The sequence below is a fragment of the Pontiella sulfatireligans genome, assembly GCF_900890705.1.
In the GTDB taxonomy this organism is placed as follows: Bacteria; Verrucomicrobiota; Kiritimatiellia; order Kiritimatiellales; family Pontiellaceae; genus Pontiella; species Pontiella sulfatireligans.
In genome coordinates, this window is sequence record NZ_CAAHFH010000002.1 from 73,404 (window position 1) to 99,048 (window position 25,645).

Below are 25,645 nucleotides of genomic sequence, written 5' to 3' on the forward strand. Positions count from 1 at the left end.
CGGGCACTCCGCATCGGCATCAAAAAGGATGCTATTCATAAATATATACGGATGCACAGACGAAACCTAAACAGCCACTTTAAAGAATCAACGCGAACACCCCTGCGGAGAGATCAATGTATTCAGTCTCTTTCCATGTTTTTGAAGGCATGGGCGGGAAGCGGCATATAATCGCCTTCCCGCACCATCCAGCAATCCAATTTTTCGCGCATCGCCACCTCGACGTCCGCAACAGCGGCCTGCCCTGCCAGGTTGTTCAGTTCGAACGGGTCCTTCTCCAGATCGTAAAGTTCGAAGATGGGGCGGGGATTCTGGAAAAAGATCCTTTCGTGTACCCCTTCAAGATGCCCCTCCTGATGTGCGGCCTTGATGGCCTCCCACGCCACGTTTTTTTTCGCCATATCAACCGGAGTATAGCTGCGCTCGGGAATCCCGTTATAAATAAAGTTGTAGCGCTTCGTGACGACCGAGCGCGACAGATCAAACCCATCGGTACGGGTAATCGGTCCAAAGTGCCAACTTCGCTCACCAAAGATCTGCTCCTGCCCTTCGAACGCTTGGTCCAGCAAAAGTGGTTTAAAATCCTGTCCCGTCATACCCTCGTCGGGCGCAACCCCCGCCGCGCTGAGCATCGTCGGCGCGAGATCAATACCGCTAATCAGGACATCGCTCACACTCCCAGGTTGAACCTTGCCCGGCCAGCGCACCATCAACGGGACATTCAACCCGCGGGAGAAGAGCGTGCCCTTGCCGCGCAACAGGGCTTCGCCATTGTCGCCCATAAAGAAGACCAGCGTGTTCTTATCCAGTCCTCGCTCTGCGAGCACTTTCATTATCATACCGAATCCGATGTCCAGATCGCGGACTTCGGCCAAGTAGCGGGAATAGTCGAGCCGCACTTCCGGAAGGTCCGGCCAGTCCCCGGGGAGCTTCAGTTCGGCCGGATCGATCCCTTCGTGATCGTCGCCCCATTTACGGTGAGGCTGGTTGAAGCCGAAATAAAGAAAGAACGGCTTGTCCGCCGGCACTTCATCGAGCACCGCCCCGAACATGCCGGGCACGTTCTTCAAATACTCGCCTTTGGTTTTGGCGCCCCGCACAAAATGATCGAACCGCGATTCAAAAAGCGGACCGCGCATGCCCAGTTGCTCCAGCGTCTCCGTGACATGTGGCGCATCCTTGTTCTGCCCGTCCAGATGCTGATGACGTCCATCCAGACCCACCCAATATCCGGCGGCGCGCAGCAGGTCGGTCACAAACGGCGTTCCCGGACGGGCCGGCTGAGCGAACCGGGTTGAGGAAATCCCCACCGGCGAGCGACCGGCAAAAATCGAGATGCGTGACGGAGCGCATTGAGGTGCCGCCGTATAGGCGCGGGTGAACCGCATACTTTGCTCCGCAAAGTCGTCCAGGTTCGGGGTAAGGTTCAGCCGCGTACAGTTTACATCCCCGTAAGCGCCAAGATGCGGAACACTATGGTCGTCGGAAAGAACCAACAGAATATTCGGTCGCTCTGCCATCACCGAAACCGTGAACAGCTGCGTAATGACCATCATGTTAGCAAAAAAAGTTTTCATCATTCCTCCCCGGAAGATTTGCGTGATTCATATTGAAGCTCTGTTTTCATGAGGATCGGGCTTAATTTATCTCTCCAAATCACATAGCCGTCGCGGGTCATGTGCAGGTCATCTTCCTCGAAGAGATTTTTCAGTGGCTTCCCTTTGTCATCCATCATGCCGGATGCAATATCCACATAGGTAAGTCTAGCGTCCTTATCGCATTCTGCTTCGATGAGGTGGTTGGCCTCCTGCATCTTGGGCCAGAGCTGCCATCGCTTGATGCTGGGTTTTATCGACAGGACGTAAATGCGGCATTCCGGTAACTCGCCAAGCACCTTTTCAACGAACTTGCGGAACGTGTCCGCAATGACTAACGGAGAAATCCCCTGGCCAATATCATTATCCCCCTCATAGAGGACGATTGCGCGCGGCTTGTAAGGAAGCACGATTCGATCGGCATAATGAAGCGCATCGTTCATATTGCTCCCACCGAAACCGCGAGGAATAACAGTCAGCGGAGTCAAATCATTTTGAAGGGTTTCCCATTTCCGCATGCTTGAACTGCCGACACAAACGATCGCTCCCTGTGGTGGCGGTTGTTTTTCGTCGGTGGCTTCGAAGCTTTGAATCGCTTTTTCAAAGCGCTCGGGACTTCTGTAGGTCTGGCCGCCATCCGATCCGGATTCCTGCGCGCATACAGGTATATGCATTGAAGTCAGGGCGAACGTTATGCAAAGACCCATCACCATTTTTCTCATTGTAGCCATGCCCGTCATCGTCTTATCCCACGCTAATACTCTGTTTTCAGATTCTATATCTGCTTAATCTTTCATTCAATGAGTTCAGCACGAATGCACACATCCAAATAGGCGGCGGCGGACCAGAGCTGATGGCCGGAACCCCCGATGAGCCCGTCCGGCAGTGAAATCTTTTCGTGGAAGGAACCAAAGCCGGCGTCCCATTCCTCACCCGCTGGAATTTTTTTCGGCGGTTTGATGGCCGTTCCCAGCGAACGCGCAAGCAACGCCGCATTATAATCCAGCGTATCTTCGCCGGTCGCTATGGTTTTACCGTGCAAAAAGAAGGTGCTGCAAAACGGCCAGCTAGCCTGATTATGATCGCCCTTATTATCGAGGAACGGGAAGAACAACGGGATGCCCTTATCCGTTGTCGGATACCCTTCATAGGCCACCTTCGCCGCGTCGCCTTCGATCACACCGAAGAGTACCGCAAAGGCCGTTCCGAGGATGGGCCGGTTCGGCATCAGGACGCCGTGCCGATCTTTAAAGTAGGCCGTCGTTCCGTCCGGATTGGTCAGTTCGGTCTGAATAGCCAATTTCAGCGTAGCGGCGCGTTCGAGCCATGCCTGCTTTTCAGCGGCCGGGCGCCCCGCCTTTTCACAGGCGTTGGCCATCGCGAGCATGGCGCGATAATAGAGGCAGTTGGTCGACAGCGCTTTCAGCAGGACGCAATCGGCCTTGCTGTAGCCTTTGGGATAGCAGGAATGCTGAATATCATGATAGAGCGCCTGACCGCGGTAGAGGCCATCCTTGGCATCAAACCACGGTTCATAGAACACCTTGAAAAATTCTTCGCCGTTTTCGAGCATCCATTTCCAATCCGCAATTTCCGGGTGAAGGGTAAAGAGATCATCAGCGGCCCAGAGCCAGACCACATCGTCGGTGCGGCGGGTGTAGGAGTTGGTCTTATATTTCAGCATGATCTCCCGATCGATTTCCGCAATCACCTCCCACGGCGCGTCAATCTCACGAATGTCATGCCCGGCCGAAACCCTGTAGCCCAATCCCCGGCGGACCTCACGGGTCAGCTTGAGTGACGACAACATTTGTTTTGGATAAAGCTGGTTCACCCCGAGTACGCCCGCAATGGAAAGGTCGCGGGTATAGACGCGGTCGCCATACCGCGTGCCTGCACCAAAATAGACAACGCCCGCCTCATTCGTCACCAGGTTGCGCTCCACATCGTCCAGCGCGATCGCCCACATGCGCTCTGTGAGCGGTGTCACCTCGCCCTTGAGCTTAACCTGGCAACGCGGTTGCGGCAGCTGAGCGAGCGTGAACGCCCCGTTGGCATCCCGCAGGGCATCCGCCGTCATCACCAGCGGTTCCTGCTCATAGATAAAACGAGCAGGGTGTTCCATCGCCACACAACCGGATACTCCGGCCATCAAAACTAATCCCATCAACCCTTGATAGTTCATTTAGTCTTTCACCTTTTTCTTTTTTCCAGTGTATGGAGAACCGGTGCACTCCATCCACCACGTGTTCCACGACGTTGATAGTTCCTGTACCAGCTCCGGCATTTGACTCGCCAGGTTCCGGGTTTCCGACCGATCGATGGCCAGGTTGTAAAGCTCCCACGGTTTTTGATTTTTTGTGACAAGCTTCATATCGCCGCGGCGAATGGCCTGCCCCGACCCAAACTCCCAATACATATCCTTGTCCCGTTTCAGCGGCTTGTTTTGAAGTGCCGGCACGATGGAAATGCCTTGCGCGTTTCCGGGCGTCTTTGCGCCGGAAAGCGCGGCGATCGTCGGCATGATATCGATCAAGTGTACCCGATCGCGGTTGATGCGGCCGGGCGCGGCGAGACCCTTCGGCCAATGCGCAATCATGGCGGTGCCGATGCCCCCTTCATGGCTTTGTTGCTTAAACTTGCGCAACGGCGTATTGCCCACGGCGGCCCATCCCTGCCCGTACGATTCATAGCTTTCAACGCCTCCGATCGGCACTTCGTCCGAATAGTTTTTAACGCGCTTGGTCGGCGTTTCCGCACAGGCGCCGTTGTCGGCAAGGAAGAGCACCAGCGTATTGTCCAGCCGTCCCTGTTTTTGCAACAGGTCTAGCAGACGGCCAATATTGTCGTCCATATTTTCAATCATGGCGGCATAGACTTCCATCTGCTCGATGCGGCGCTCACGCTGCTTCGGGGACAGCTCCTCCCACGGTTGGTCATATTCGGGCTCGGAAAGCTTTGCAACTTCGGGATCGACCACTCCCAGTTCAATCTGGCGCTGATAGCGCGCGTTGCGGATCGCATCGTATCCGGCATCGTAGCGGCCTTTGCAACGGTCAATGTGTTTTTGCGGAGCCTGCAGCGGCCAGTGCGGTGCGTTGTAGGCCATGTAGAGAAGAAAGGGTTTATCGTCGTCCTTCGTTTCTTCCAACCATTGGACGCCTTTGTCGGTGAAGACATCGGTCGAATACCAGTCCGCGCGATCCGGAACAAAACTTTTGACAATTCCCGGTTCGTCCAGCACCCATTTATAGGCCCCGATGTAGGCCGGTTGTTTGCCGCCCGGTACGGCCGTGTCGCCGGGATTCCAAAAATTGATCGCGCCGCCCAGGAAACCGTAGAACCGATCAAAGCCGCGCGTACGCGGATCAAAGCCCGCATGATGCTTGCCCGACCAGAAGGTGTTATAGCCTGCCGGCTTCAACATTTCGCCCAGCGTGGTCGTATCATTCCATTGATCATCGGTCTGCTGATAATAGACCCCGTTCACCAGGCACGCGCGGGAGGGATAGCACTTGGCGGTGTTATACGCCTGCGTGAAAAGAATGCCCTTATTCGACAGCCGATCCAGATTCGGGGTGTTGATTTCAGACCCCATGCAGCCCAGATCCGAATAGCCCATGTCGTCTGCCAGAATCAGCAGAATGTTGGGCGGTTGCGCCGCCACGGCGGCTGCGGCAAACCCCACCGCTACGAGCCCCATAACAAAAGTTCGTTTAATCATCATATTCAATATCTCCACTGTTAAATGAATACGGATGCCAACGCCCGTTCTAAACAGGAGGAAGCAAAGCTTAGCGAATAAAATCGTACGCCTCACTCTTTACTTGAGTGTAGCGGTTTTCCAATGGCTGGAACAGCGAGCCGCAGCGGGATTCCTGCTATGTCCTGCCTATCTGTTCTTCTGTTTCTTCTTTGCCCGCTTCGTGTCGAGCTGATCCAGCGTCTTGATCAGCTCTTGCGGTCGTGCACCGGCATAACGACCCAACGCCTTTTGCAGCATCGCATGGACGGTCATGGCCTGCTCGGACAACTGGTTGATCTGCAGCGGCTTCTTTTCCAGCGCATCGTTCTGCACATCATAAAATTTTCCGTCGCGGTAGAACTTGTAGCGCTGATTGCGCACCCACTCCTCCGACGGTTCGGTGCCTTCGCTCGAATACCAGCAATGTGTCCACTTGCGCGGGTTCCCCCGCTCGCCCTTCAGTTGCGCAAAGAAGCTTTTCCCGTCGATCTGCAGTCCTGCCGGAACCGTGGCGCCGGCGGCCTCGCAGAGGGTCGGCAGAAAATCGCTGAATTCGATAAGATCCTGACTGACCTTGCTAGACGGCACGGTTCCCGGCCAATTGGCGATGAGCGGAACGTGTGTTCCGGCATTCGGCATCGAGCCTTTTCCGCCTTTATAGGGTTTTCCGTTGAATTGCGTGGTGAGACTCCTATGGGTACCATTGTCGCCGGTGAACAGGACGAGCGTATTTTCGCGCAAGCCCAGTTCATCAAGGCGGTCGATCACCTGCCCGACCATCTTGTCCATATAAGTGACCATGTCGGCAAAGTTTTCATGGGCGCTGCCATCGCGGGTCTTGCTGTCGGGCGTAGGTTCAAACGGGGCGTGGGTCAGCAGCATGGGATAGTAACAGAAAAACGGGCCGTCCTTGTGGCGGGTGATGAAATCGAGTACGAACGCATTCAACTTGTCCGGACCATACCCGCCGGATAACACCTCTCCGGTGTTCAGCAGCAGGCTGCCCAGATTATTATAGCGACTGTTCTTCTTCGGCAAATGCCAGAGGCAATACTCGTCGAAACCGAATTTTTCGGGTTGGGCCGGATCGGTTCCCAACTGCCACTTGCCGGCGATGGCCGTTGTGTAGCCCGCCTGTTTCATCAAATTACCGAACGTGGTCGCATTGGGATCCAGCAGGGCGAATTCGATATAGTTCCGAACATTGGAAATCCCGGTCATGATTTTCACGCGCGACGGCGTGCAGAGCGGCTGGGAATAGCAATGTTCAAAGCGCATGCCATTCTCGGCCAGGCCGTCGAGGACCGGCGTCGAATATTCCGAATCGCCGTTGGCACCGATGCATTCATAACCGAGATCATCCGCCATGATCAGGATAATGTTCGGCTGCGCTTGAACCAGCGTGGTCATCCCCATCGCCAAGCATAAGACAACCCAGCCTCTTTTCTTCATTTACCGCTTTCCTTTTTATGCCAATCGGTACCGGCGGCCATGATGCTGGCATTGATTTCGAGCAGCTGTTTTTTCATGCGCTCCAGCCGCTCCGGCAGTTCGCCGGACCGGTCGTGCTGCTGGGCAGGATCGGTTTTCAGATTGAACAGCTGGTAGTTTTTGTAGCCTCCCTGTTTGATCGCGGGAATCCACTGCTCATCAAACTTGTTTTTGGTGGATAGCTCATAGTCCGGATCGGCCACCAGCGCCCAGTTTCCATCGCGCATCGCCACGATCGGCCGGGATTTCTGAAGATGCCAGAACAGCGGCTGGTGGCGCACAAATGCTTCCGGTTTACCGGTGAGCAAGCCGGAAAGATTGGAGCCATCGAGATGGACGTTCGGGGGTGCCAGGCCCAGCAGGCCGCACACCGTCGGCAACACATCCACCAATCCGGCCGGCGTCGACTCCACCCGGCCCGAGGTAATATGGCCCGGCCAGCAGAAGATTCCGGGAACCCGGATCCCGCCCTCGTAATTAGAGCCTTTTTTGCCACGCAGACCGCCAACCCGCTCCTGCCGTAGGCTGCCGTTATCCGATCCATAAATGATCAGGGTGTCTTCCGGGGCGCCTAGGGTCCGCAACTTTTCAAGCAAGCGAGCAATCGCCCGGTCGGTATTGTCGATGGTGCCGGAATAGACGGCACCGTCCACATCGGGGCCGCCATAAACGGCTGTCAGTTCCTCCGGCGAACCGAGTGGGTTATGCGGTTCATGGAACCAGACATTCAGGAAAAAGGCTTGGTCGGGATCGCGATGATTTTCCAACCATTGGATGGCCTCATCGACCACGAGCTGGCAGGAATAGCCTTCGAGCTCACCGACGGCCTCGCCGTTGCGGATAAAGTTTACAGGGTTGCGGTGGCTAGGCTGGGCATTGTTTTCCGTGGCGAACCAATAGTCAAAGCCATGATCCGCCGGCGTCGGTTTGTTCATCGTCTTGTTCGGCAGGCCGAGATGCCACTTGCCAACATGCGCCGTGGAATACCCCTGCGCCTTCAAAACTTCCGCCAATGTAATTTCGCGCTCCAGCAGATGCGAGCGGTTGCTTTTGTTTTCGATCCAGCTGTAGACGCCGGCGCGGATATGATGTCGCCCGGTCAGCAGGGTTGCCCGCGATGGAGAGCAGACCGCGCAACCGGAATAGAAATCGGTAAAGCGGACGCCCTGCGCGGCCAATCCATTCAGCGCCGGGGTTTTCACCGGGCCGTCGTAGCAGCCGATATCCTGATAGCCGAGATCGTCGGATAATAAAATCACCACATTGGGTTGGGCAGCCACAGCAACATGAAGCATGGCGAGAAGCATGCAACCGATCTGTATGGTCTTCGACTCATTCATTCGTTTCAATTTTCACCCCCAAATTGCGCCCCTCGCTTCTTGTCCGGGCGAACTCGTCGAAGTCGGCGATCTTTTTATCGCCGATCATTAAATCCTTAATCACTATACCGCGCATGAAATCATCTGGGGCTTGAGGTCGGCCACCAAAGATGCTCTTCCAGTTTTGCCCCATGGGGACCTGGATATTGTCAAAGGTAATGTCCTCGACGCCGATCATTTTGTTGTAGCGCGTGCCGGTCATCGGCGCGAACTGAAAGAGCGGATTGACGGTGGTCTCAAACGTTATGTTCTGCATGACGATATCGGCGACATAGCCGAAATTGGCGCCTTTCTTATCGTGATTGATCCCGAGCCAGAACCCGCCGCGCATCGGGTTGTATTCAGTCCCGGCCAGATTGCTCACTCCGGCCGCACCGTAACGCCCGTCGATCACCGTTGCATTGCGAATGATCGAGTGCCCGAGAGTGTTGCCGTCCCGGGGCATGGCCCGGGTGAAGCAGAAGACGTTGGCATTATTCTGCTGCCAGGCGAACCAGCCGTCGATGTCCAGCCCGTTCTTGATGTACGTCCCGTCGTCCATTTCAATACTGAAAAGGTTGCGCCGCACCATACCCCACTGCGAGGCGTCGGTGTTGCCGTGGAAGCCGTACAAGGTTTTGACGTTGGACAACAACGCAGGGGTGCCGAAAAAGTTTGCCGAGTGAAAGTGTCTGCCGGTGAAGGTCAGCCCTTCCAGCACGCCGTTTTGGCCGGCGCGGTCAACCAGTATAATATAGCTGGGCACGGTCTCCTGCCCTTTGAACCAGTCCATCTTCTCGGCGGAAAGAATGCCGCGCCCACGGATCGTAAAGTTTTCAATCGCACCGAGAAACCTTTCGGGGGAACCCATAACTATGTAATCGTCGGCATTTTGGTAGCCGTGCTTGAATGCAGGATAGTCGAAGATGTCTTTGTTTTTGGTGATGATCCTGGTTCCGTAGGCACTATTGTCCGCGTTGTCGCGGTTGATTCCAAGAATCGTGCCGGCAACATACGCATCGCCGGGAATATAAATCGTCTGGTCGCCGAAAACGGGAAAGAACAGGCCGATATCGTGATAGCCCGGAGCAAAATAGATCACCCGGTAGTCGGCGAGTTTTTTGCGGTTTGCAAGCGTCCTGTAGTCGTCGGCGGTTTTAATCGTCAGCACCGCCGGATCGCGCGGATCAGGCACGGGGTCCTCCGGCGGATTAGCGAACACAAACAGCGGACGCAACCAGTCGCCGTTGACGATAATCACCAGATATTGCGGGCCGGGCAGCGTGAATGAAAAGCTACGCCCGTCGGCGGCGTAGGTTGGCTGAATCTTCAATTTCGAGGGCATAATCAACGCGTCCTTCACCGCCGGCGCGCGATCTTTCATACGCACCGTAACCTCCACCGGTCCGCGGTGGGAGAAATTGGCAAAATGCTCCGTCGGCAACGGCGGCGGGACAGACAGGCCGTTACCAGTGCTGTTCATGGTTCCGACGTTTTCGTAGACCGGCACACTCGCCTCCGGGGAGCGGCTGCTTTTCTGGGCGACGAATACCTCGTAATCCGGCGAATGCAGTGCATGCATGCGCGGGTCGTTGACGACCGCGTAGGTCTGCAAAAAATCTCCCTTCGGCGCGAAAACGGTCTTGATCCCCTTGAGGCTCGCGCCGGTGGCGTTGTTGCCAAACGCGGCCGACAGGCTTTTCGGGAAAGCCGAATCGGCTTTTTGCTTCGCGGAGGGATAGGCGATCTGGTGGGCGATGTTCCGGCCATAGGTGTCGCCATAGGTGTCGCCGTCTTCGTCGTGGCGCGGATAGGCTTTCGCTGGGTTATTTACCGCCGCGACGGGTGGGTATTTTAGACTCATATCTTTGGGTTCCGGACGTGTTCCCTCCTTAATGATCTTGTCGCCAACGGTAATACTACAGGCGCACTGCTCGATTTTCGGCAGTAAGTCGGCCGCCTCGCCGTTGACCGTGATGTCCTGCACGCTGACATTGCGCACCGCCGCCTGTTCACTGAAACCAAAGGCATCAACCATGATTTTAGGCGACGAGTTTAATGCGGTTATCTTAATGTCGCTGACCTTCACATCACTGATACCGCCCTGGTAATCGCCGCGACGGTAGGGCGAGAAACCGACCCCCAGACTTAACAGCGACACCTTGGGTTTGTCGCCGGTGTAAAAAGCCTTGATGTTTCTAAAGTTAAAATTGCTGAGATTGCCGAAGTGCGCCTGTTTCAAGGCGATCAGATCGTCCCAGTCGCCGACAACAGTTGAATCCTCGAACGTGATATTCTTGAGATCGTCGAGAATGCGACTCCCCATAAAAAACGGAGTCCCCCCCTCAAATCCGATAATCAGATTGCGGCTGAAGGTGGTGTCCGAGCCAAATGTCGTAAGGGCCCGGACATCGGTCGAAACGTAGCAATCCTTCACCGTCGACTGCGAGCCGACACAGATGCCTCCGAATCCTTTTTCAAAATTAATGACCTTCACGTTCTCGATGAGCGTTTTCGTGCCATTGCCCATGATCGGCTGCTGCGTGGGATAGATGATCGTGATGCCCTGTACAATCTGGTTGTCGGCAGGCTCGCGGTTAAAGCCGCCCAGATAAATCGAGTTGCTCCAGAATCGCAACGGGCGGGGCAGAAAATTATTGTTCGGCCCATTGGTGATCTGGTTGTACTCGCTTGAGAGAATTCCCCGTCCAAAGATCTTAACCCCTGATGCGCCGGCGGTATCCGCATCCGGCGGACACGTAAAGAAGCCGCGCACATACGCCCCCGGCGCCAGATAGATCTGGAGCCCCGGTTTCAGTGGAAACTGATCGCCCATCTCATGCAGCCCGGGCGCAAAATAAAGCGTCTTCTTTGCTGTATTTTCGTAGTCCGCGCGGGGGGTGCCGGGCCGGATTAAAAAGGTATCCGCAGCCTTTATGTCCGGCACATCCGTCTCGGGGGTTTCGGCGAAAATCGTCAGGCGTCGCGAAAGGTCGTTGTTGAGAACCAATACATACTTGTGTCCGGCGGCGACCGTAAACGAGATCGTTTTCCCCATCATTTTATATTCGACCGCATGGCCGAGCTCATCGATCAGCAGCACATCTTTCAACGGAAGCGGGTCGGTCAGCTGTCCGAGACGGATAAGCGCGCTCGAGTCGGTCTCAAAAGAGACCCACGATTCGCGCGCCTTACGGATCACCTTGTTGCCCGGGTCATGAACCACATTTCTGACAATGACCTTTTTTTCGCCTCTGAATTCATAATCCGCGCCGGGGAGATATTTTTCTCTAAGCTCGTTCCCCGCCACATAGAAAACAAAAGCATCTTTCCCGTCTACCGTAACGGCAAAGTCGGCGCTGCGATCAACGCCCTCGGGCGCGGAGTAGATTTTCACCGCCGCCTGCGTGGAAACCCCGAACAGCACTACACCTGTTAAACTCAAAATTATGTTTTTCATCTTCACCCAACTCCTAATCAAATTTAACAACCCATATATTTCTAAATTGAACCGGACTCCCGTGGTCTTGCAAAACGATCGGGCCCCTGGCCGCTTCCTTTCCTCCGGCGGTGGGTTTGGGCACAATCACATCATCGTGAATCAGTATCCCGTTCAGCCGAACCGTCATCCGGGCATCGGTGGTCTTATTTCCCTTTGCACCAAAACGGGGCGCCTTCACCTCGATGTCATACGTTTGCCAGAGTCCGGCGGGATAGCCGGCATTGCGATCCGGTTCGCGGATCTTGTAAATACCGCCGCACTCGTTGTTGTGGCCATAGAGACCGAAGCTGTCCAGGACCTGCGTCTCATACATCCCAAGATGGATTATGCCGCTGTTGGACCGCCCCTGCCCTTTTGCTTCCGGTTTGTAGGCGAGGTTGAATTCCAGATGCAGCCGATAGTCGCCAAACAACTCTTTCGTTTTCAGATCCTGCTTATTCTTTTTCCCATCACGCTGGGATACAACCTTAAGGGCTCCCGAATCCGTGATCGTCCACTGGATCGGATCCGCTGGAATCTTTCTGGGTTCCCAGGCCTGAAGATCGGCTCCGTCAAAGAGGACAGTAGCTTCGGAGGGTGCCGTTTCTCCCAATGTGGACGATGGTTGAAAGGGTGTTTTCTGCAGGGAGAAGGTGCCGGTTTCGCGGCCGGTAAAGGTTCCGTTCAGTTCATTGTCCTTGGCCACTCCGTTCCATTGCACCGTCTTGGTCTGCCCTTCTGCCCCATCAGATAGATCCGGACCGAGGACCGGTTCCAGAATCAATTTATCCTCCTGCACCGTGCCGTTGATAATCACGATCGCCTTTTCCCGCGGATCCGGTGAAGCCCGAAAAGTGACCTCATACTGCTTCTTGTATTTTATCGCAGTGGCATGCACCCCCTTTTCCCCGGTACCGGCCGTCATGATTCCTTCCCAGTTACCGGTATACGGATCCGGGACGACTCCGAATTCAGCGGCATGTAAAACGGGAACGAGGAACAGGAACATCGAGAGAGAAGCAGCATGGATTTGATTCATCATGATAAGAACCTGAACTGAAGTTACGCTAATTTGTAGTACTGGGCCCATTCAGGGCGCGGCGTGGCGCCCTTGAGAAGAACGTTCGCCTCGTCGTTGCCGACGAACTGTTTGTTCTCCGGATCAAATTTAAGGTCTACGTTCAGGTATTCGGCAATCATTCCCAGATTCAGAACCTGCGTCAGTTCACCACTCACACTGAAGGGCGACGTGGTTGTGGTGTTGCCCATACACGCCTGAATGAAGCTTGTTCCATGCGAATATTCCGGCTTCGGCGCCTTCATGGCATCCATATGCTCCATCATCTTCACCCGCGGATAAATTCGGGAGGCATCGCCATGGTGCCCCCGCATGATCACGTAGTCGCCTTGTTTACGATGCAAGAGCGTTCCTGCGTTTCCAAAGTCGGGAATTCTGACCGATCCATCCTCCTGGGGGTCGCCATACTTTGCGTCGAAAACAGGGTTGCAGTCCGCCCCCGCCCTCCACATCAGCTCCACGGACGGAAAACGGGGACCGCGTTCCGGAAACCGGAAACGTATATGGGAAGAGAGAGGGAAAATAACCTGATTATAATCATCCAGCCGGAGCGGAGAGATTTCCGTCGGCAGACCCAGCTTTAAATAATCATGAACAAAATCAATGATGTGGCAGCCCCAATCCCCAAACATACCACAGCCATATTTATGAAATGCGCGCCATCCTCCGGGATGATATTTGGAGTTAAACGGCATCACTTCCTGCGGACCGCACCATTGGTTCCAATCATGAAGTGATTCCGGCGGCCTTTCCTCGGGTGGATAGGCGGATATACGGTGCTTCTTTTTCATAAACCAGAGGGACGGATCCTTCCATGCCTCAATTTTATATACGTCTTCCATCAACCCCGCATCACGCATCTGCCTGAACTGGGCCGCACCGGAGGAGGTATGCCCCTGGTTGCCCATCTGGGTCACCACCTTGAATTTCTTCTCTGCGCGCATGAGGATTTCCGACTCCTGGAAGGTATGGGTCAGCGGCTTTTCAACATAGACATGCTTGCCCATCGACATAGCATGAATCGCCGCCGTGAAATGGGTATGATCGGGCGTCACGACGCTCACGGCATCAATATCATTTCCCATCTTATCGAGCATGACGCGGAAGTCATTGAAACGAGGTACGTCGGGCCAGCTCTCCAGATTTTCCGCTCGTTTATTCGAGGTCGAGAAATCGACATCACAAAAGGCAACCGGGACGGCCGCCCCATCACGGGTCAGGCTCGGTATGACGCCGGCGGCTCTGCCTCCGACACCAATGCAGCCCAGGTTAATGCGCCGACTGGGCGGCAGCCTGGGATTATTCTCTGCCCGAGCTGAAGTGAGATATGCCGGAATAATGCTGAATCCTAAAGTCGCCGCCGCTGACTTCCTGATGGAATCCCGACGAGAGAAATGGTGTCCTTTTATCATCTTGTTCCTTTAGTAAACTCAATCAACCTGACGCTATGAGGCTCCATCGAAAGGGTCAACCCGTTTTGGTTGAGCGCAACCGGCTTCCCGCTCCAAATACCCGTCAGCCGGTATTTACCGGCATCGATTTCCAGATCGTCGAACGACCATGTCGTTTCGCTGGTTTCATCTATCCAGTTAAAGAAGCCAAACACGATGCGGTTGTCGAGCTCCAGCTTCCAGATGCGCGGAACATCCACCCCGGAAAAGAGATCAAGCGGAACGGCGTGTTGATGATTGCTCCACACGTCAATCAACGGCTTGTGCTTGTAGAGATCCAGCCGGTCTTTCGGCAATGATTCGATGCGGTCGCCACCAAATAGAAAACCACCCATTAGCGCCTGCAGGGTAATATGGCATCGCGCTTCTTCGAGCGTGTATTGCGGAGACGTGAAAAAGGCATCCGGATCGCAGATGGCAATGTGGTTATGGATGTAATAGTTCTGCGCCGCGGAGCGGGCAAAACGGATCAATCCCTTGTACTCCTTGCCAACTAAAACATCCTCGATGGTGCCGCTGGTTTTCCCGTAGGTAATGTTTGCATAGGGCTCTTCCTCGCTGCGGACGCCGGGATGGTTGATGTCATTGCCGATACGAACAGCGTCGTAGCATTCAATCGCACCATAGAGCCAACCCATGCTGCGCGTCACCACCAGTTCGTCCGGCAACGCGGCACGGATCGCGCGCACCGCCTTGTTATGTGCCTGCAGGCCGGTCATGGTTGAATCAAATCGGTCTCCTTCTTCCAGGCTTCCGTAATGGTGGTCCCACTTCATGAAGGTCGGTTTATAGTCCTCCACCATCTGCTTAAACTGGCTGGCGAGATACGGCGGCACAGATGGGTGGCTGCCGTCGAGATACATCATTCCCAGCGTGGTCATCATTTCGTCATCGTTCGGATCGATGGGATCTTTTCCATAAGGCGAAAGCAACCAATCGGCATGGTCCTTCCAGTAGGGATCGGTCGGATTGACGCGCAGCGGGCTGATATGCAGGCCGAACTTCAGCCCCATGGCATTAATCTGGTTAGCGACATCGCGGATACCAAGAGGAAACTCCTCATTCACATAATACGAACCCGGCTTGGCCCACCAACCACCATCGAGCTGGATATAGCGATAGCCCGCATCATACAGCTCGTCCTTCATGCAGCGCGCCGCCGTCAACATGGCCTCCGCTGAAATGGTGCGGCTGTAGGAATGCCAGGTGCTCCAGCCCGGCTCAATCATACGCATCGGCCGGCCCTGCCGTACGCTCTCGCCCATAATGCGACCCACTTCCGAAAGTACCTGTGTCGGACGACGGTCGTTCCAGAATCCCACCAGCACCGGATCAACCGTGATGGTTGTTCCGGCCAACACCTTCACTTTTTCCAAACCCTTCGGGCTGCCGCTTCGGATCGACAAATGAGCCGCGCTGTCTGTCACATTGCGCCATTGAAACGAAGTAGGCCATAGTTCGCCCTTCAGTGCGGCACAGACAAACATTTGGTTCAATTCATCGTTCTGCAGAGTCGTCAACCAGAAGCCGTCGCGTGGATCCTCACCTTTCTTGCCGGCTTTAAGTTCCGCCAACTGATGGAGCCAGTAGATGCTGCCCGTTTTCGGCGCCTGGATCGCCTCTACAAAGACGTTCCAACCTTTGGAACTTTCACCGATTGAAAGGTTTTGCGACTCATCTTTTTTCGTGAGCACCCGCACGCCGCCCAGCTCGAATTCCTCCGATGCAGTGAGCGAGGCGGAGACCACGGCATACTGTCGGTCGGCTTGTGTCTCTATCTTCAGCACCACATTTTCCAATGGATCCAGCCCTGAACAAGTCAGCGTATGCACCCCGCTTTCAAAGGCCCATGCATGCTGCGGAAAAGCATCGCCATACACCCACTCCCCACTAACCTGCACCGCAAAGGTGGAATCCGACAGGGTTATTCCGTTATCCCAAGCCAAGGTATAGGATGCCCCGTCCTGATCGACTGCAGGAGCAACGGCCCAACCCGAAGTGACCATGCAAACTGCAATCAAAAGTGTTCGTATAAAAGCACTCATTTCTTTGCTGCCTTCTTTTTTTCGAATAGAGGAAATACAGAAGAGTCGAAGCGCATGGCGTCCATTTTCTTTTCCAGTCGCTCGACGGTTTCAGGGTTACTATCGGCAAGATTGTCTTGTTCGGAGGGATCTTTCTTCAGATTAAACAGCATTGCCCGGGCATCCTCCGGTTTTTGAAGGTTCGTCTTCACGAGCTTCCAGTCGCCCATACGGATGGCCTGCATGCCGTTTCTCGATGAAAACTCCCAATAGAGCGCATCGTGTTCCCGCTGGCCTGCTTGTCCCAACAGGGACGGCTTCATTGAAATGCCATCGATATCCTCGGGGACAGGAGCCTCTGCAAGTTCACAAAGCGTCGGCATAATATCCCACATGGCGCTAACATGCTTATTCGTTGAGCCTGAGGTGATACGCCCCGGCAAACGCGCAATGAAAGGCACATGGATGCCGCCATCGGTCAGGTCGCGCTTGTAGCCTGTGTAGATCCCATTACTATCGAAAAAGTCCGGGTCTGCCCCGCCTTCGAGGTGAGCGCCGTTATCGCTCGTAAACATGACCAGTGTATTCTCATCCAAACCCAGTTCTTTAAGCCGCTCCATCAGCCGGCCGATATCCCGATCCATGCGCGAAATCATCCCGGCAAACGCCTTGCGCGGCTGCTCCTGATGTTTATACGAACCTTTTTCACCCCGATAAGGTTTCCCCGGTTCGAGGTGAGCATACGGTTCCATGGAATCTTCCGGCACATCGAGATCGGCATGGGGAATCGTCAGGGCCAGATAGAGGAAAAACGGCTCATCTTTTTTCTGTTCCACATACTGATACGCCTCGGCCATAAATTCATCATGCACATATTTTTCGCCATTGAGCATGACCTGCTCATCGTTGCGCCAGACAAACTCCGGATAATAACTGTGCGCATTCTTTTGGCACTTGAACCCATAAAAATAATCAAAGCCCTGTAATACAGGATCTCCGGAATTTCCGGTATACCCGAGCCCCCACTTTCCGATGCAAGCCGTCGCATAGCCTGCCGACTTGAGCTGAGAGGCCACCGTTGCTGTTCCTTCCGGCAACGGGAACTGACCGGCCGGTTTAACCGGACCATTATCGCGAACAACCGAATGCCCGGTATGCAGGCCGGTCAGCAGCGAACAGCGCGACGGGCCGCACACCGTGCTCCCGGAATAGTGCTGTGTAAACAACATGCCTTCCGCCGCCAGACGGTCAATGTTCGGCGTCTGGATGATTTTTTGCCCGTAACATCCCAGGTCTCCGATACCGAGATCGTCCGCAAGAATATAAATTATGTTGGGTTTGCCGTTTGATGCGGCAACCACTCCAATCAGCCCCAGAATAATCAAAAATCTTTTTTTCACTTGGCACTCCGCTTCTGGGCGAACAGCCACTTCATGAACACCGGTTCAGGGTCGCAGCGGTCGCTGCTCATCTGGGTGGTTCCATTATCGCTGCCGGTCACCATCTTGAGCGCGATCGGCCCACCATGCTTGTCGCCATGCCAGGTGGTGAATTTCATATTTCCGCCGATGGCTTTCATCTCGGCAAATATTTTTCGATCGAATTCGATGGGACATTTCGGGTCCTTGTCCCCGTGGAAGATCCAGAACGGCATATCCTTAATCTTTTCGACATCCACAAAGCGCGGCGTCGTCGCCAAACCGCTGCCGGCCGACGGGGCCGCCGCGGCAAAATATGCGGGATCGAGCTGAGTCAGCTTATACGTGCCATGCCCGCCCATCGAGTGCCCCAGAATGTAGATCCGATCCATATCAACCGACGGCAGGCCGGCAATGATGGCTTTGATCTTAGCGAACTCCGGCGCATCCCAGTGTGCTGATGATTGAGGGGCCAGCACATAGCAGGGGTAGTCTTTGCGCGTCTGCTCTTCCGCCAGAAACTGATTCCATTTGCGAAGCTGCTTTACATTATCCGATCCTCTGCCCCCGCCCCCATGCAGCGAAACGATGACCGGATAGTGCTGGGACGCGTCGAAATTTAGCGGCTTCAGCAATCGGTACGACAGCTCTTTGAACGTATGCGCCTCATGCAATTCGATGGCCCAGGATTCGATCTCCGTTTTTTCGGCGAACGCACCCTGTCCCCCTCCAAAAAAAATCGGCAACAGCCCCGCTGCCACAAACAGTTTAAATCGTGTTTTCATTTTATCCTCTCAATCTCAATCATATGGAACGTGGTGTCGTCGCCTTTTTCATGGCGCAGCTTCAGATTTGCTTTGCTCAGCTCGGGTCCGGAAACCGTAACCAGTACTTCTTTCCACAAGCCACTGTCTGTGTTCTGGACGTTTAACGCATTTTTTTGACCTGCGAGCAGTGACCATTCCCCGCACCCCTTGTCCAGATAGGTTACCTTCACGTTGGCGGACGCTGCATTAAAGGCGTTATCGAGCATGAACCGCATTTGTGTCTTTCCGGCTTTGTGGTCGAAGGCGCGGGCAAAGCGGCCATAGATAGAATCATCAATGTTCCAGCGGCCGACGTCGCCGGAGCCCGGCTCAACCTGCGTCAGGAAGCGGCAATAGTTGCCCGGCCAAATGCCCCAGCCTACGTCGTTCGATCCGCTGCGCTTGCGGTTGAGCATGCCGCCGCCGGTCGCCTTTTCCGGATCGTCCATGCGGGCACCCTGTTTGGAATAGGCTTCGGCAATTTTCAGATAGCGTTCCTGATCACTTTTTTTGCCGGGCTTGCCCCCAAACTGCTCAGCCGGAAAACGCGCAAAATCCGACGCATCCAATCCGTCGCGCAACGCACAGAAAGCGGCGGGTGCGGTGGCCGGGTCGGTGTGGCCTGCATATTTATTGAATATTTTGCATGCCGGCCAATTGGCCGGATCTTTCAATGCCTCGCGCGGAACATTCCAGATATCGAGACGGCAGTGCGAAGCGAACAACCCCGACCAGTAGAGCGCCCGCGGAATATTGCCTTTCGACCAGCCCATCACAAAGAGCTCGCCATCCATCTCCCCGCGTGTCAGCACTGACTTTCCGCGCTCCTTCACAGCGCCTTCCAAGGTTTGGAAGTTTGCGAGCCGCTCGACGTTGTCGCTCACATGATAGCCGTGACTGAACATCCCGTGCTTGAGGGCGATCACGTCCATGTTTTCCAGCAGCCATTCCGTTTCAAGACCGCCGTTGGCGTCCGAATTAACCAGAACGGGAATGCCCGGAACGGCATTCCGGTAGCGCTTCCAGGTCTCGAGCCGGAAGTCGTTCCAAACGTCCTTGGAGATATCATATTTCGCTTCGAGCGCATTGCCCTTGTAGGGCTGGCCGTCGCCGGTGGAACCTTCGGCACACTGCACAAACACAATGCGCTCGCGCAACTCCGGGGAAAGATCATTCACATACTCCCCGAAGGCATCGATCAGCCCCATGAAGCGGTTCTTGTATTCCGGATGAAGGTAGTATGGATATGTTTTCTGCCCGTCGGTCTTTTGACCCAGCGCATTGACTTTGCGATCGGTAATGACCAGCGGTACGCCTTGTTCATAGATCCAATCCGGGCAGGCCGGCCCCACCCAGATCATGAGGGTTATATACAGATCGTCTGCCTTCGCCACCATGAGCGGCTCACCGAGCTGTTTATCGAACTTATATTTCCCCGGCTTCGGCTCCAGCTCATTCCATTTAAGAATCAGGGGCACGCTGCGCAGCTCGGGGCAGTCCGCCCGCGAAATCTGCCCCGGTTTCCACCCGGCCCAGCTGGAAATGCCGAGACCTTCCCTTGCGTGCGCCGCGACCATGGAGACCGACAGACCTAGCAAAATGAGGAACGAATGTTTCATGATGCCTTTTGCTTCTTTCTTTCAGCCCGCTTCTCTTCCTTCGATTTTTTCGGACCCTTTTTCAGATCGTTATCCGGATTCTTCGGACTGTCGGGCTCATGATGCGTAGGCAGATATTTTTTAAGACGTTCGATGACTTCCTTATACTCCGGATTAGAGGCCAGATTGGTGTGTTCCATCGGATCCGTGGAGTGATCGTAGAGTTCTTCCGCTCCGTCCGCTTTTCCGCCATACCAGGTGTAGCGATAGCGTCCGTCGGTGAGCGAATGGTTTTTATATTGATAGGTGGTCAGGGTCGGCTCGTTCCACCCCATGGACGGATTCGCCAACAGTTTTGCAAAGCTGCGGCCATCGTTCTCCTTGTTCGGCGACAGCCCGCAGAGTTCGATGAGCGTCGGATACATGTCGATCAGGTTCACAACGCCCTCACATTTGACGTTCGCAGGCGTCAGTCCCGGAACGTTGACAATGAAGGGAACGCGGCAGGATTCCTCCCAGAGTTCCGTTTTGCCGTAATGGCTTTTTTCGCTGAGGTGCCAGCCGTGGTCGCCCCAGATCATCACGATGGTGTTGTCGGCATACTTGCTTTTTGCGAGGGCATCGAAGAGTACGCCGAGGCAATGATCCGCATAGCTGACGCAGGCGAGATAGGCGCGCTGGGCGTTTTTATGCATGCCCGTTTTCTCGGCCAGCAGGAAGCGGCCGCCCGGCTTGAAGATCGGACTGCCGTCCGCCCGCACGATATCGTCCAGATCGTCATACTTCAGCGGCACCTGCTCGATTTTATCGAGCGGATAGAGATCGAAAAACTCTTGGGGCACATACCACGCCAGATGCGGCTTGGAAACCCCCACCGCCAAAAAGAAGGGCTTTCCGTCAAAATCGCGCTCCAGCTGATCCGCGGCCCACTTGCACGTGACATAGTCCTTGGTTTTCTCCGTCGGCCCCTCGACCGCCCCCCACGCGAATGGAGAGCCGCCCGCCTTGATTCCTTCAACCTCGGGTTTCTCTTCCCACAGGGTTTTACCATTCGAGCCGCCCGCATGAATGTGTTCATGGAACGCCCACTGCCCTTCATCCAGGCCATCTTTATCGCCGTGCTTATGGAAAATCTTGCCGGAGGAAAGCGTATGATAGCCACGGTTTCCGAAATATTCCGGCAGCGTTTCCAGATCCTTCGCCTTCGGTGCATGTCTCAAGTTCTGGCCGTTGCCATAAACACCGGTATGCGTGGCGTGTTTACCGGTCAACAGGGCCGAGCGTGTTGGGCCGCAAACGGTCGCCGGGCAATAGGCTTTGTTCATTACCATGCCGTGCTCCCTGGCATAGCGGTCGAGATTAGGGGTGATGGCCTGGGGGTTGCCGCCCAGGCAACCCACCCAGTCGTTCAGGTCGTCGATGGCGATAAACAGAATATTATAACCCTTGCTCTTCAATTGCTGCGCCAGCGCCACCCCCGCGCTGGACACCATCATGGTGGATAAAAAACTGCGCCGATTCATACAAAACCTCACTCGTTAAAAGAAAACTGCGGAAAAAAGTCTGTCTCCGGATAAGAAGTACGGTTCTGGCGGGCATATCTAAACGCCTCAGTTTTTAATAAGTGCAAGAGATATGAGCCCAACGTTCAAACTATCCCCAACCGGGCGTAATCAGTAGGGGTCGAATGCCTGATTTATAGCGATTCAATGATCAGCCGAATAAATTGCTCATCCTTGGTCTCCGTCGAGATGCGGTTCGTTACAGCATCAAAACCGTTGGTGAACGAGCCGCTGCCAACGACGGTGTAGCCGTTGGTTGTCCAGAGATTGGAAGCGAGGTTGTCGGAAAGCTCAAGATAGTAGAGCAGGCCGCTGTCGGGGTCGGTTTGCCGGACATGGATATATTCAAACCAGTTGCTCCCTCCCCCGCTCATTTTTCCAAGGGTTGGAAGATAACCGAGGTCGGAAGGATTGGTTGGATTGCCGCCGAGTCCGAATTCATAGAGGTTGTTGAGCGCATCGCCGTCATCGTTCCCTGCCGGCCCCTGAACGAGGCTGTACTGGTTCGACCAGACGGAATACGGGGCGGGCGCAGATCCGGAAACCACCAAATTATCGATGTGGAAATGGTCGGCTACGCCTCCGGCAAACACCGTGAAGCGGACTTGTGAAACCGCCCCATAGGAGCCCAGATCGATGTCCTCAGCCCCCAGCATCAAAACGACACTGGTATTGGTCCAGACGATATGCCATGCACCATCGTAGACTTCTGCCTGCGCATATTCACTTGGGTTGTCCAGGCTCTTCAGCTTCCAATCAAACGTCAGCCTGCTGTCGACCTGCGGCGGATCCAGCGTGCGCGTGATCTGGCCATTCTTGGTCAGATGCGCCGCAATACTGTTCAAGTCGTTGTCTGTTTCCACCACCGCACCTCCATTGGTGCTCCAGCCAACGGCCCAACCGGTTCCGCCGGTCCACGTTCCCGACTCAAAATCGTCGCTGGCCAGCCCGCCCCCTGCCGTCGGATCTACCATGATTTTCAGCGTCGCGGTGTCGGATGCCAGAGCATTGTCCTCCACTTTGATCATAAAGGTATTCGTGCCGACATCAGTCCTATCCGGAGTCCCGGAAAGCGCGCCATCCGCTGCCACGACCAACCAGTCCGGTCCGGAAATTCTGGAATAAGAAAGCATATCCCCGACATCATCGTCTTTCGCGGCACCGGCGAGCGTGCCGCTATAGGCCGCATTGTCTTCGGCGTTTGGTGTGTTGATGGGGTCCGTGGTAAAATACGGCGCCGTGTTGCTGGAACTTCCGCTCGAGCCTACATCAATCAGCAGAATGGCGCTGTCGGAGCCGTCCACGTCATCGGCAACCTGTATAATCCAATTGTTCAGGCCTGAATCCCCAGGACCCGGTGTGCCGGAGAGTGTCCCGTTGGTAGCCATGTTCAGCCACGCCGCGCCGGAAACAATCGAGAAGATCATTGGATCGCTATTCGGATCACTGGCCTGATCGGCCACGGAGCCGGAGCAGGAATCCCCGATGGATGCCGCGGAATTGGTTATCGGATCGCTGCTGAACATGGGTTGATTCGCCCCGACGTCTACGGCTCCGGTCACCTGCACATTATCGATCCAGAACCGGTCGGTCGTCTGATTTCCAGTTAACTCAAAACGGACTTGCGATATGCTGCCATAGGCACTCAGGTTAATATTCGTTGATGCCAGTTCCGGGCTGCTTCCGGAGTCGCCCCCCTTGATGTTTTCGCTCCAGACCAGGTGCCATGTGCCGTTGAAGACCCAGGCCTGACCCGCTTCACCGGTTACAATCCGGTCGACATCCCAATCAAACGAGAGGGTCGCGTTGGTAAGCGGGCTGTCGAGCGAACGGGTGATCGAGCCAGCAACGTTCAACTGAACAATGGATCCGGGTGTCGCTGTGGGAACAGCGGTCCAGTCGCCGTCCCAGCCGCTTCCCCCGTTCCAGTCCCCGGATTCAAAATCATCGGTTGCAGAAGCGGAGCCGGGTACAAAGGCAAAATTCGCGGTAACGCGGGTATCTTCAGTCGGGAACAGGAACGGGCGATTGTTTGTTCCGCTCAGGTCGCCGCTCCAGCCGGTGAATTCCCAGCCGAGGGCCGGGGAGGGCTTCAGTTCAAGCATCAGGCCTTCCGAAAGGGTCGTGCTGACCGGGTCGGAATAGACCATGCCGTCATTGCGGGCGCTGACGGTTCCCTGCCCCACGGTGCCGATGTTTACATAGGCGAGCTTAACCACTTCCAACATGTGGAAAATATCGTCGTCGGCATCCACATTCAGCAGCATCAGGTCGGCCCCGTTTGGACCATTGTTTCCGCAGACCCAATCGGTCACGATCACCGAATTAGTCTTCCAGGTGTTGGAACCGGTCTTGGTAACCGTGAAGGCGGTCTTTCCGCTGTCGCCGACGGCATCGTATTGCAGCTCAAACTGGCCGGTGCCGCGGTCGAGATAGATCACCGAGAGCTGCAGGCGTTGCCCCGGGTTGGGCAGCAATTCATCATGAAGGTCGAAATACATCGTGTTTTTCCCATTCGCGGAGTCAAAGCTGCGGGCAAAGCGGTCGTAGGGATGCGAAGCCGTCGTCAGCGGCCCGTTGATTCGGAAACGGCCGATGCTGGTAGCGTCCGGATCAATCTGGGTGATGAAGCGTTCATAGTTGCCCGACACGATTTCCCATCCGGAATCGTTGAAACCGGTTTGATTGGGGCGCTGCCAAACCTGTCCGCGCGTGGCTGCATACGGATCGTCCATTTGCGCGCCATGCGCGGCATTGGAGGCGCAAATTGCAATGTAGCGGTTGGTGTTGCTCTGACTGGCATTGCCATAAATCCCTTCGGGAAATTTAACGATATCGGATGAATCGAGCCCTTCATGCAGAATGCAGAATCCGCCGCGGGCCGTCGGCGGATCGAGCTCCGCCGCCCAGGTGTTGAAGAATTCAAAAGCAAAGACAATGTTGCTGGTATACGCCGTTTCGAGGCAGTTCTTGGTCACATCCCAGACGCTCAGGCCGGGATGCAGCTGCTCGACAGCGCACCAGTACATGCTCAACCGGTAATTGAGCTGGAAAAAGGGCCAGTCCCAGGTTCCGTCCATCTCGTTCCGGGAAAACAGTCCCAAATCGGAATCCACGGCGTGCTCCTTGAACGTATCCGTTACATCCTGCGAACGCGACAAATGATGCCCGCGCACCAGACCGGCATATTTTGCGCCGAAACCCGCCGTCACATTATTGGTTACCCAATTCCACTCGTTCGGAAATTTGCTGACCTCAATATCCTGGAAAAGCAACGGAATCTTAGGCCCCGGCCCGTCCTGAAACGCCGCGCGGTACGCTTCGAAAATGTTCGTCCGGTAGGTCAGCCACTGCGAATCGGAAATTACATAGTCAGGATAGTCAGCGGCGATGATCTGCGGCTCTTCATAGGGCGCTTCATCGCCGGTATGCGCCGTATCCACGCGCACAAAGCCAATGATATCCTGCAGGTGCGGCGGGATGTCGTTGCGGACATGGTCGGCCAGACTCTGCACCATCTCGCTCAAATAGATTTGAAGGTCCGCATCCAGATAATAGCCATAGATAAATTGCCCGTCGGTACAGGAAGGAACGGTTCCGTCCACGACGTTCGGGTCGTAACCCGAGGGCAATGGGCCCAGCGGGTCCAGCATCCAGGGCGGCATGCTGGTTCCCGTCGATCCTGCAATCGGCTGTATCTTGATGAAAAACTTTTGGTTCTGGTCGTAGGCCTCCTGCAGCACGACATCCAGCGCCGACCAGGTAAAGTTGCTCCGTGCCGGGTTAATATCAACCCAGTTCGCCGAATATTCCCGCCCACGGGTGAACGGATATTCAGCAACCGTGAACGCCGCCGACCGATCCCAAACGCCATAGGATTCCCTTGCCAGCCCCAGTTCGCCCTCCGCTTTCAGCGTCACAAAAACGCAAATGATCAGATATACAGTTGAATTAAGAACAAATCGCATACATCGCCTCTTGTTTGTGTATTTAGTAACCATACGGCCCGTTTCGTTGAATCTAAACACCCTGATTCTC

15 protein-coding genes are annotated in these 25,645 nt (G+C 55.0%); all 15 read right to left on the minus strand.

What is annotated here, in order from left to right:
• Positions 1-122: 122 nt before the first annotated feature.
• Positions 123-1,580, minus strand: a complete 1,458-nt coding sequence (locus tag SCARR_RS13520) for a sulfatase family protein (RefSeq protein WP_136062219.1) — start codon at positions 1,578-1,580, stop codon at positions 123-125.
• Entirely contained in the window at positions 1,577-2,335 is a 759-nt protein-coding gene (locus SCARR_RS13525; RefSeq protein WP_136062220.1) for an SGNH/GDSL hydrolase family protein, read from the minus strand. Before SCARR_RS13525 ends, SCARR_RS13520 begins: the two co-directional genes overlap by 4 nt.
• Positions 2,336-2,388: 53 nt before the next feature.
• The gene (locus SCARR_RS13530; protein ID WP_136062221.1) at positions 2,389-3,780 is read right to left on the minus strand and encodes a hypothetical protein; all 1,392 of its coding nucleotides are present in this window, start codon (positions 3,778-3,780) and stop codon (positions 2,389-2,391) included.
• Positions 3,781-5,322 carry an arylsulfatase gene (locus SCARR_RS13535; RefSeq protein WP_136062222.1) on the minus strand — a complete coding sequence of 514 codons (1,542 nt, stop codon included), beginning with the start codon at positions 5,320-5,322 and terminating at the stop codon, positions 3,781-3,783.
• A 165-nt stretch (positions 5,323-5,487) separates the two neighbouring features.
• Positions 5,488-6,792, minus strand: a complete 1,305-nt coding sequence (locus tag SCARR_RS13540) for a sulfatase-like hydrolase/transferase (protein ID WP_222846309.1) — start codon at positions 6,790-6,792, stop codon at positions 5,488-5,490.
• Positions 6,789-8,171 (minus strand): sulfatase family protein, encoded by a 1,383-nt coding sequence (locus SCARR_RS13545; protein WP_246044495.1) that lies wholly within the window; start codon positions 8,169-8,171, stop codon positions 6,789-6,791. Before SCARR_RS13545 ends, SCARR_RS13540 begins: the two co-directional genes overlap by 4 nt.
• Positions 8,164-11,649 (minus strand): glycoside hydrolase family protein, encoded by a 3,486-nt coding sequence (locus SCARR_RS13550; RefSeq protein WP_136062223.1) that lies wholly within the window; start codon positions 11,647-11,649, stop codon positions 8,164-8,166. The genes SCARR_RS13545 and SCARR_RS13550 overlap by 8 nt, the downstream gene beginning before the upstream one ends.
• 13 nt (positions 11,650-11,662) lie before the next feature.
• The gene (locus SCARR_RS13555; RefSeq protein ID WP_168433296.1) at positions 11,663-12,712 is read right to left on the minus strand and encodes a 3-keto-disaccharide hydrolase; all 1,050 of its coding nucleotides are present in this window, start codon (positions 12,710-12,712) and stop codon (positions 11,663-11,665) included.
• A 20-nt stretch (positions 12,713-12,732) separates the two neighbouring features.
• On the minus strand, positions 12,733-14,160 hold the full coding sequence (locus SCARR_RS13560) for a Gfo/Idh/MocA family protein (RefSeq protein ID WP_136062225.1): 1,428 nt from the start codon (positions 14,158-14,160) through the stop codon (positions 12,733-12,735).
• Positions 14,157-16,244 carry an alpha-galactosidase gene (locus SCARR_RS13565; RefSeq protein ID WP_136062226.1) on the minus strand — a complete coding sequence of 696 codons (2,088 nt, stop codon included), beginning with the start codon at positions 16,242-16,244 and terminating at the stop codon, positions 14,157-14,159. The genes SCARR_RS13560 and SCARR_RS13565 overlap by 4 nt, the downstream gene beginning before the upstream one ends.
• On the minus strand, positions 16,241-17,623 hold the full coding sequence (locus SCARR_RS13570; RefSeq protein ID WP_136062227.1) for an arylsulfatase: 1,383 nt from the start codon (positions 17,621-17,623) through the stop codon (positions 16,241-16,243). The genes SCARR_RS13565 and SCARR_RS13570 overlap by 4 nt, the downstream gene beginning before the upstream one ends.
• Positions 17,620-18,426, minus strand: coding sequence for a carboxylesterase family protein (locus SCARR_RS13575; protein ID WP_136062228.1), 807 nt, complete (start codon positions 18,424-18,426; stop codon positions 17,620-17,622). Before SCARR_RS13575 ends, SCARR_RS13570 begins: the two co-directional genes overlap by 4 nt.
• The gene (locus tag SCARR_RS13580; protein ID WP_136062229.1) at positions 18,423-20,066 is read right to left on the minus strand and encodes a hypothetical protein; all 1,644 of its coding nucleotides are present in this window, start codon (positions 20,064-20,066) and stop codon (positions 18,423-18,425) included. The genes SCARR_RS13575 and SCARR_RS13580 overlap by 4 nt, the downstream gene beginning before the upstream one ends.
• Complete coding sequence (locus SCARR_RS13585) at positions 20,063-21,568, minus strand: sulfatase (RefSeq protein WP_222846311.1); 1,506 nt, start codon at positions 21,566-21,568, stop codon at positions 20,063-20,065. Before SCARR_RS13585 ends, SCARR_RS13580 begins: the two co-directional genes overlap by 4 nt.
• A 173-nt stretch (positions 21,569-21,741) precedes the next feature.
• The gene (locus SCARR_RS13590) at positions 21,742-25,575 is read right to left on the minus strand and encodes a putative Ig domain-containing protein (protein ID WP_136062230.1); all 3,834 of its coding nucleotides are present in this window, start codon (positions 25,573-25,575) and stop codon (positions 21,742-21,744) included.
• Positions 25,576-25,645: the final 70 nt, after the last annotated feature.

Coding starts and splice junctions, on each gene's coding strand:
- SCARR_RS13520 (WP_136062219.1), bottom strand. CDS start 1,580: ATGATGAAAACTTTTTTTGCTAACATGATGGTCATTACGCAGCTGTTC.
- SCARR_RS13525 (WP_136062220.1), bottom strand. CDS start 2,335: ATGACGGGCATGGCTACAATGAGAAAAATGGTGATGGGTCTTTGCATA.
- SCARR_RS13530 (WP_136062221.1), bottom strand. CDS start 3,780: ATGAACTATCAAGGGTTGATGGGATTAGTTTTGATGGCCGGAGTATCC.
- SCARR_RS13535 (WP_136062222.1), bottom strand. CDS start 5,322: ATGATGATTAAACGAACTTTTGTTATGGGGCTCGTAGCGGTGGGGTTT.
- SCARR_RS13540 (WP_222846309.1), bottom strand. CDS start 6,792: ATGAAGAAAAGAGGCTGGGTTGTCTTATGCTTGGCGATGGGGATGACC.
- SCARR_RS13545 (WP_246044495.1), bottom strand. CDS start 8,171: ATGAATGAGTCGAAGACCATACAGATCGGTTGCATGCTTCTCGCCATG.
- SCARR_RS13550 (WP_136062223.1), bottom strand. CDS start 11,649: ATGAAAAACATAATTTTGAGTTTAACAGGTGTAGTGCTGTTCGGGGTT.
- SCARR_RS13555 (WP_168433296.1), bottom strand. CDS start 12,712: ATGATGAATCAAATCCATGCTGCTTCTCTCTCGATGTTCCTGTTCCTC.
- SCARR_RS13560 (WP_136062225.1), bottom strand. CDS start 14,160: ATGATAAAAGGACACCATTTCTCTCGTCGGGATTCCATCAGGAAGTCA.
- SCARR_RS13565 (WP_136062226.1), bottom strand. CDS start 16,244: ATGAGTGCTTTTATACGAACACTTTTGATTGCAGTTTGCATGGTCACT.
- SCARR_RS13575 (WP_136062228.1), bottom strand. CDS start 18,426: ATGAAAACACGATTTAAACTGTTTGTGGCAGCGGGGCTGTTGCCGATT.
- SCARR_RS13580 (WP_136062229.1), bottom strand. CDS start 20,066: ATGAAACATTCGTTCCTCATTTTGCTAGGTCTGTCGGTCTCCATGGTC.
- SCARR_RS13585 (WP_222846311.1), bottom strand. CDS start 21,568: ATGAATCGGCGCAGTTTTTTATCCACCATGATGGTGTCCAGCGCGGGG.
- SCARR_RS13590 (WP_136062230.1), bottom strand. CDS start 25,575: ATGCGATTTGTTCTTAATTCAACTGTATATCTGATCATTTGCGTTTTT.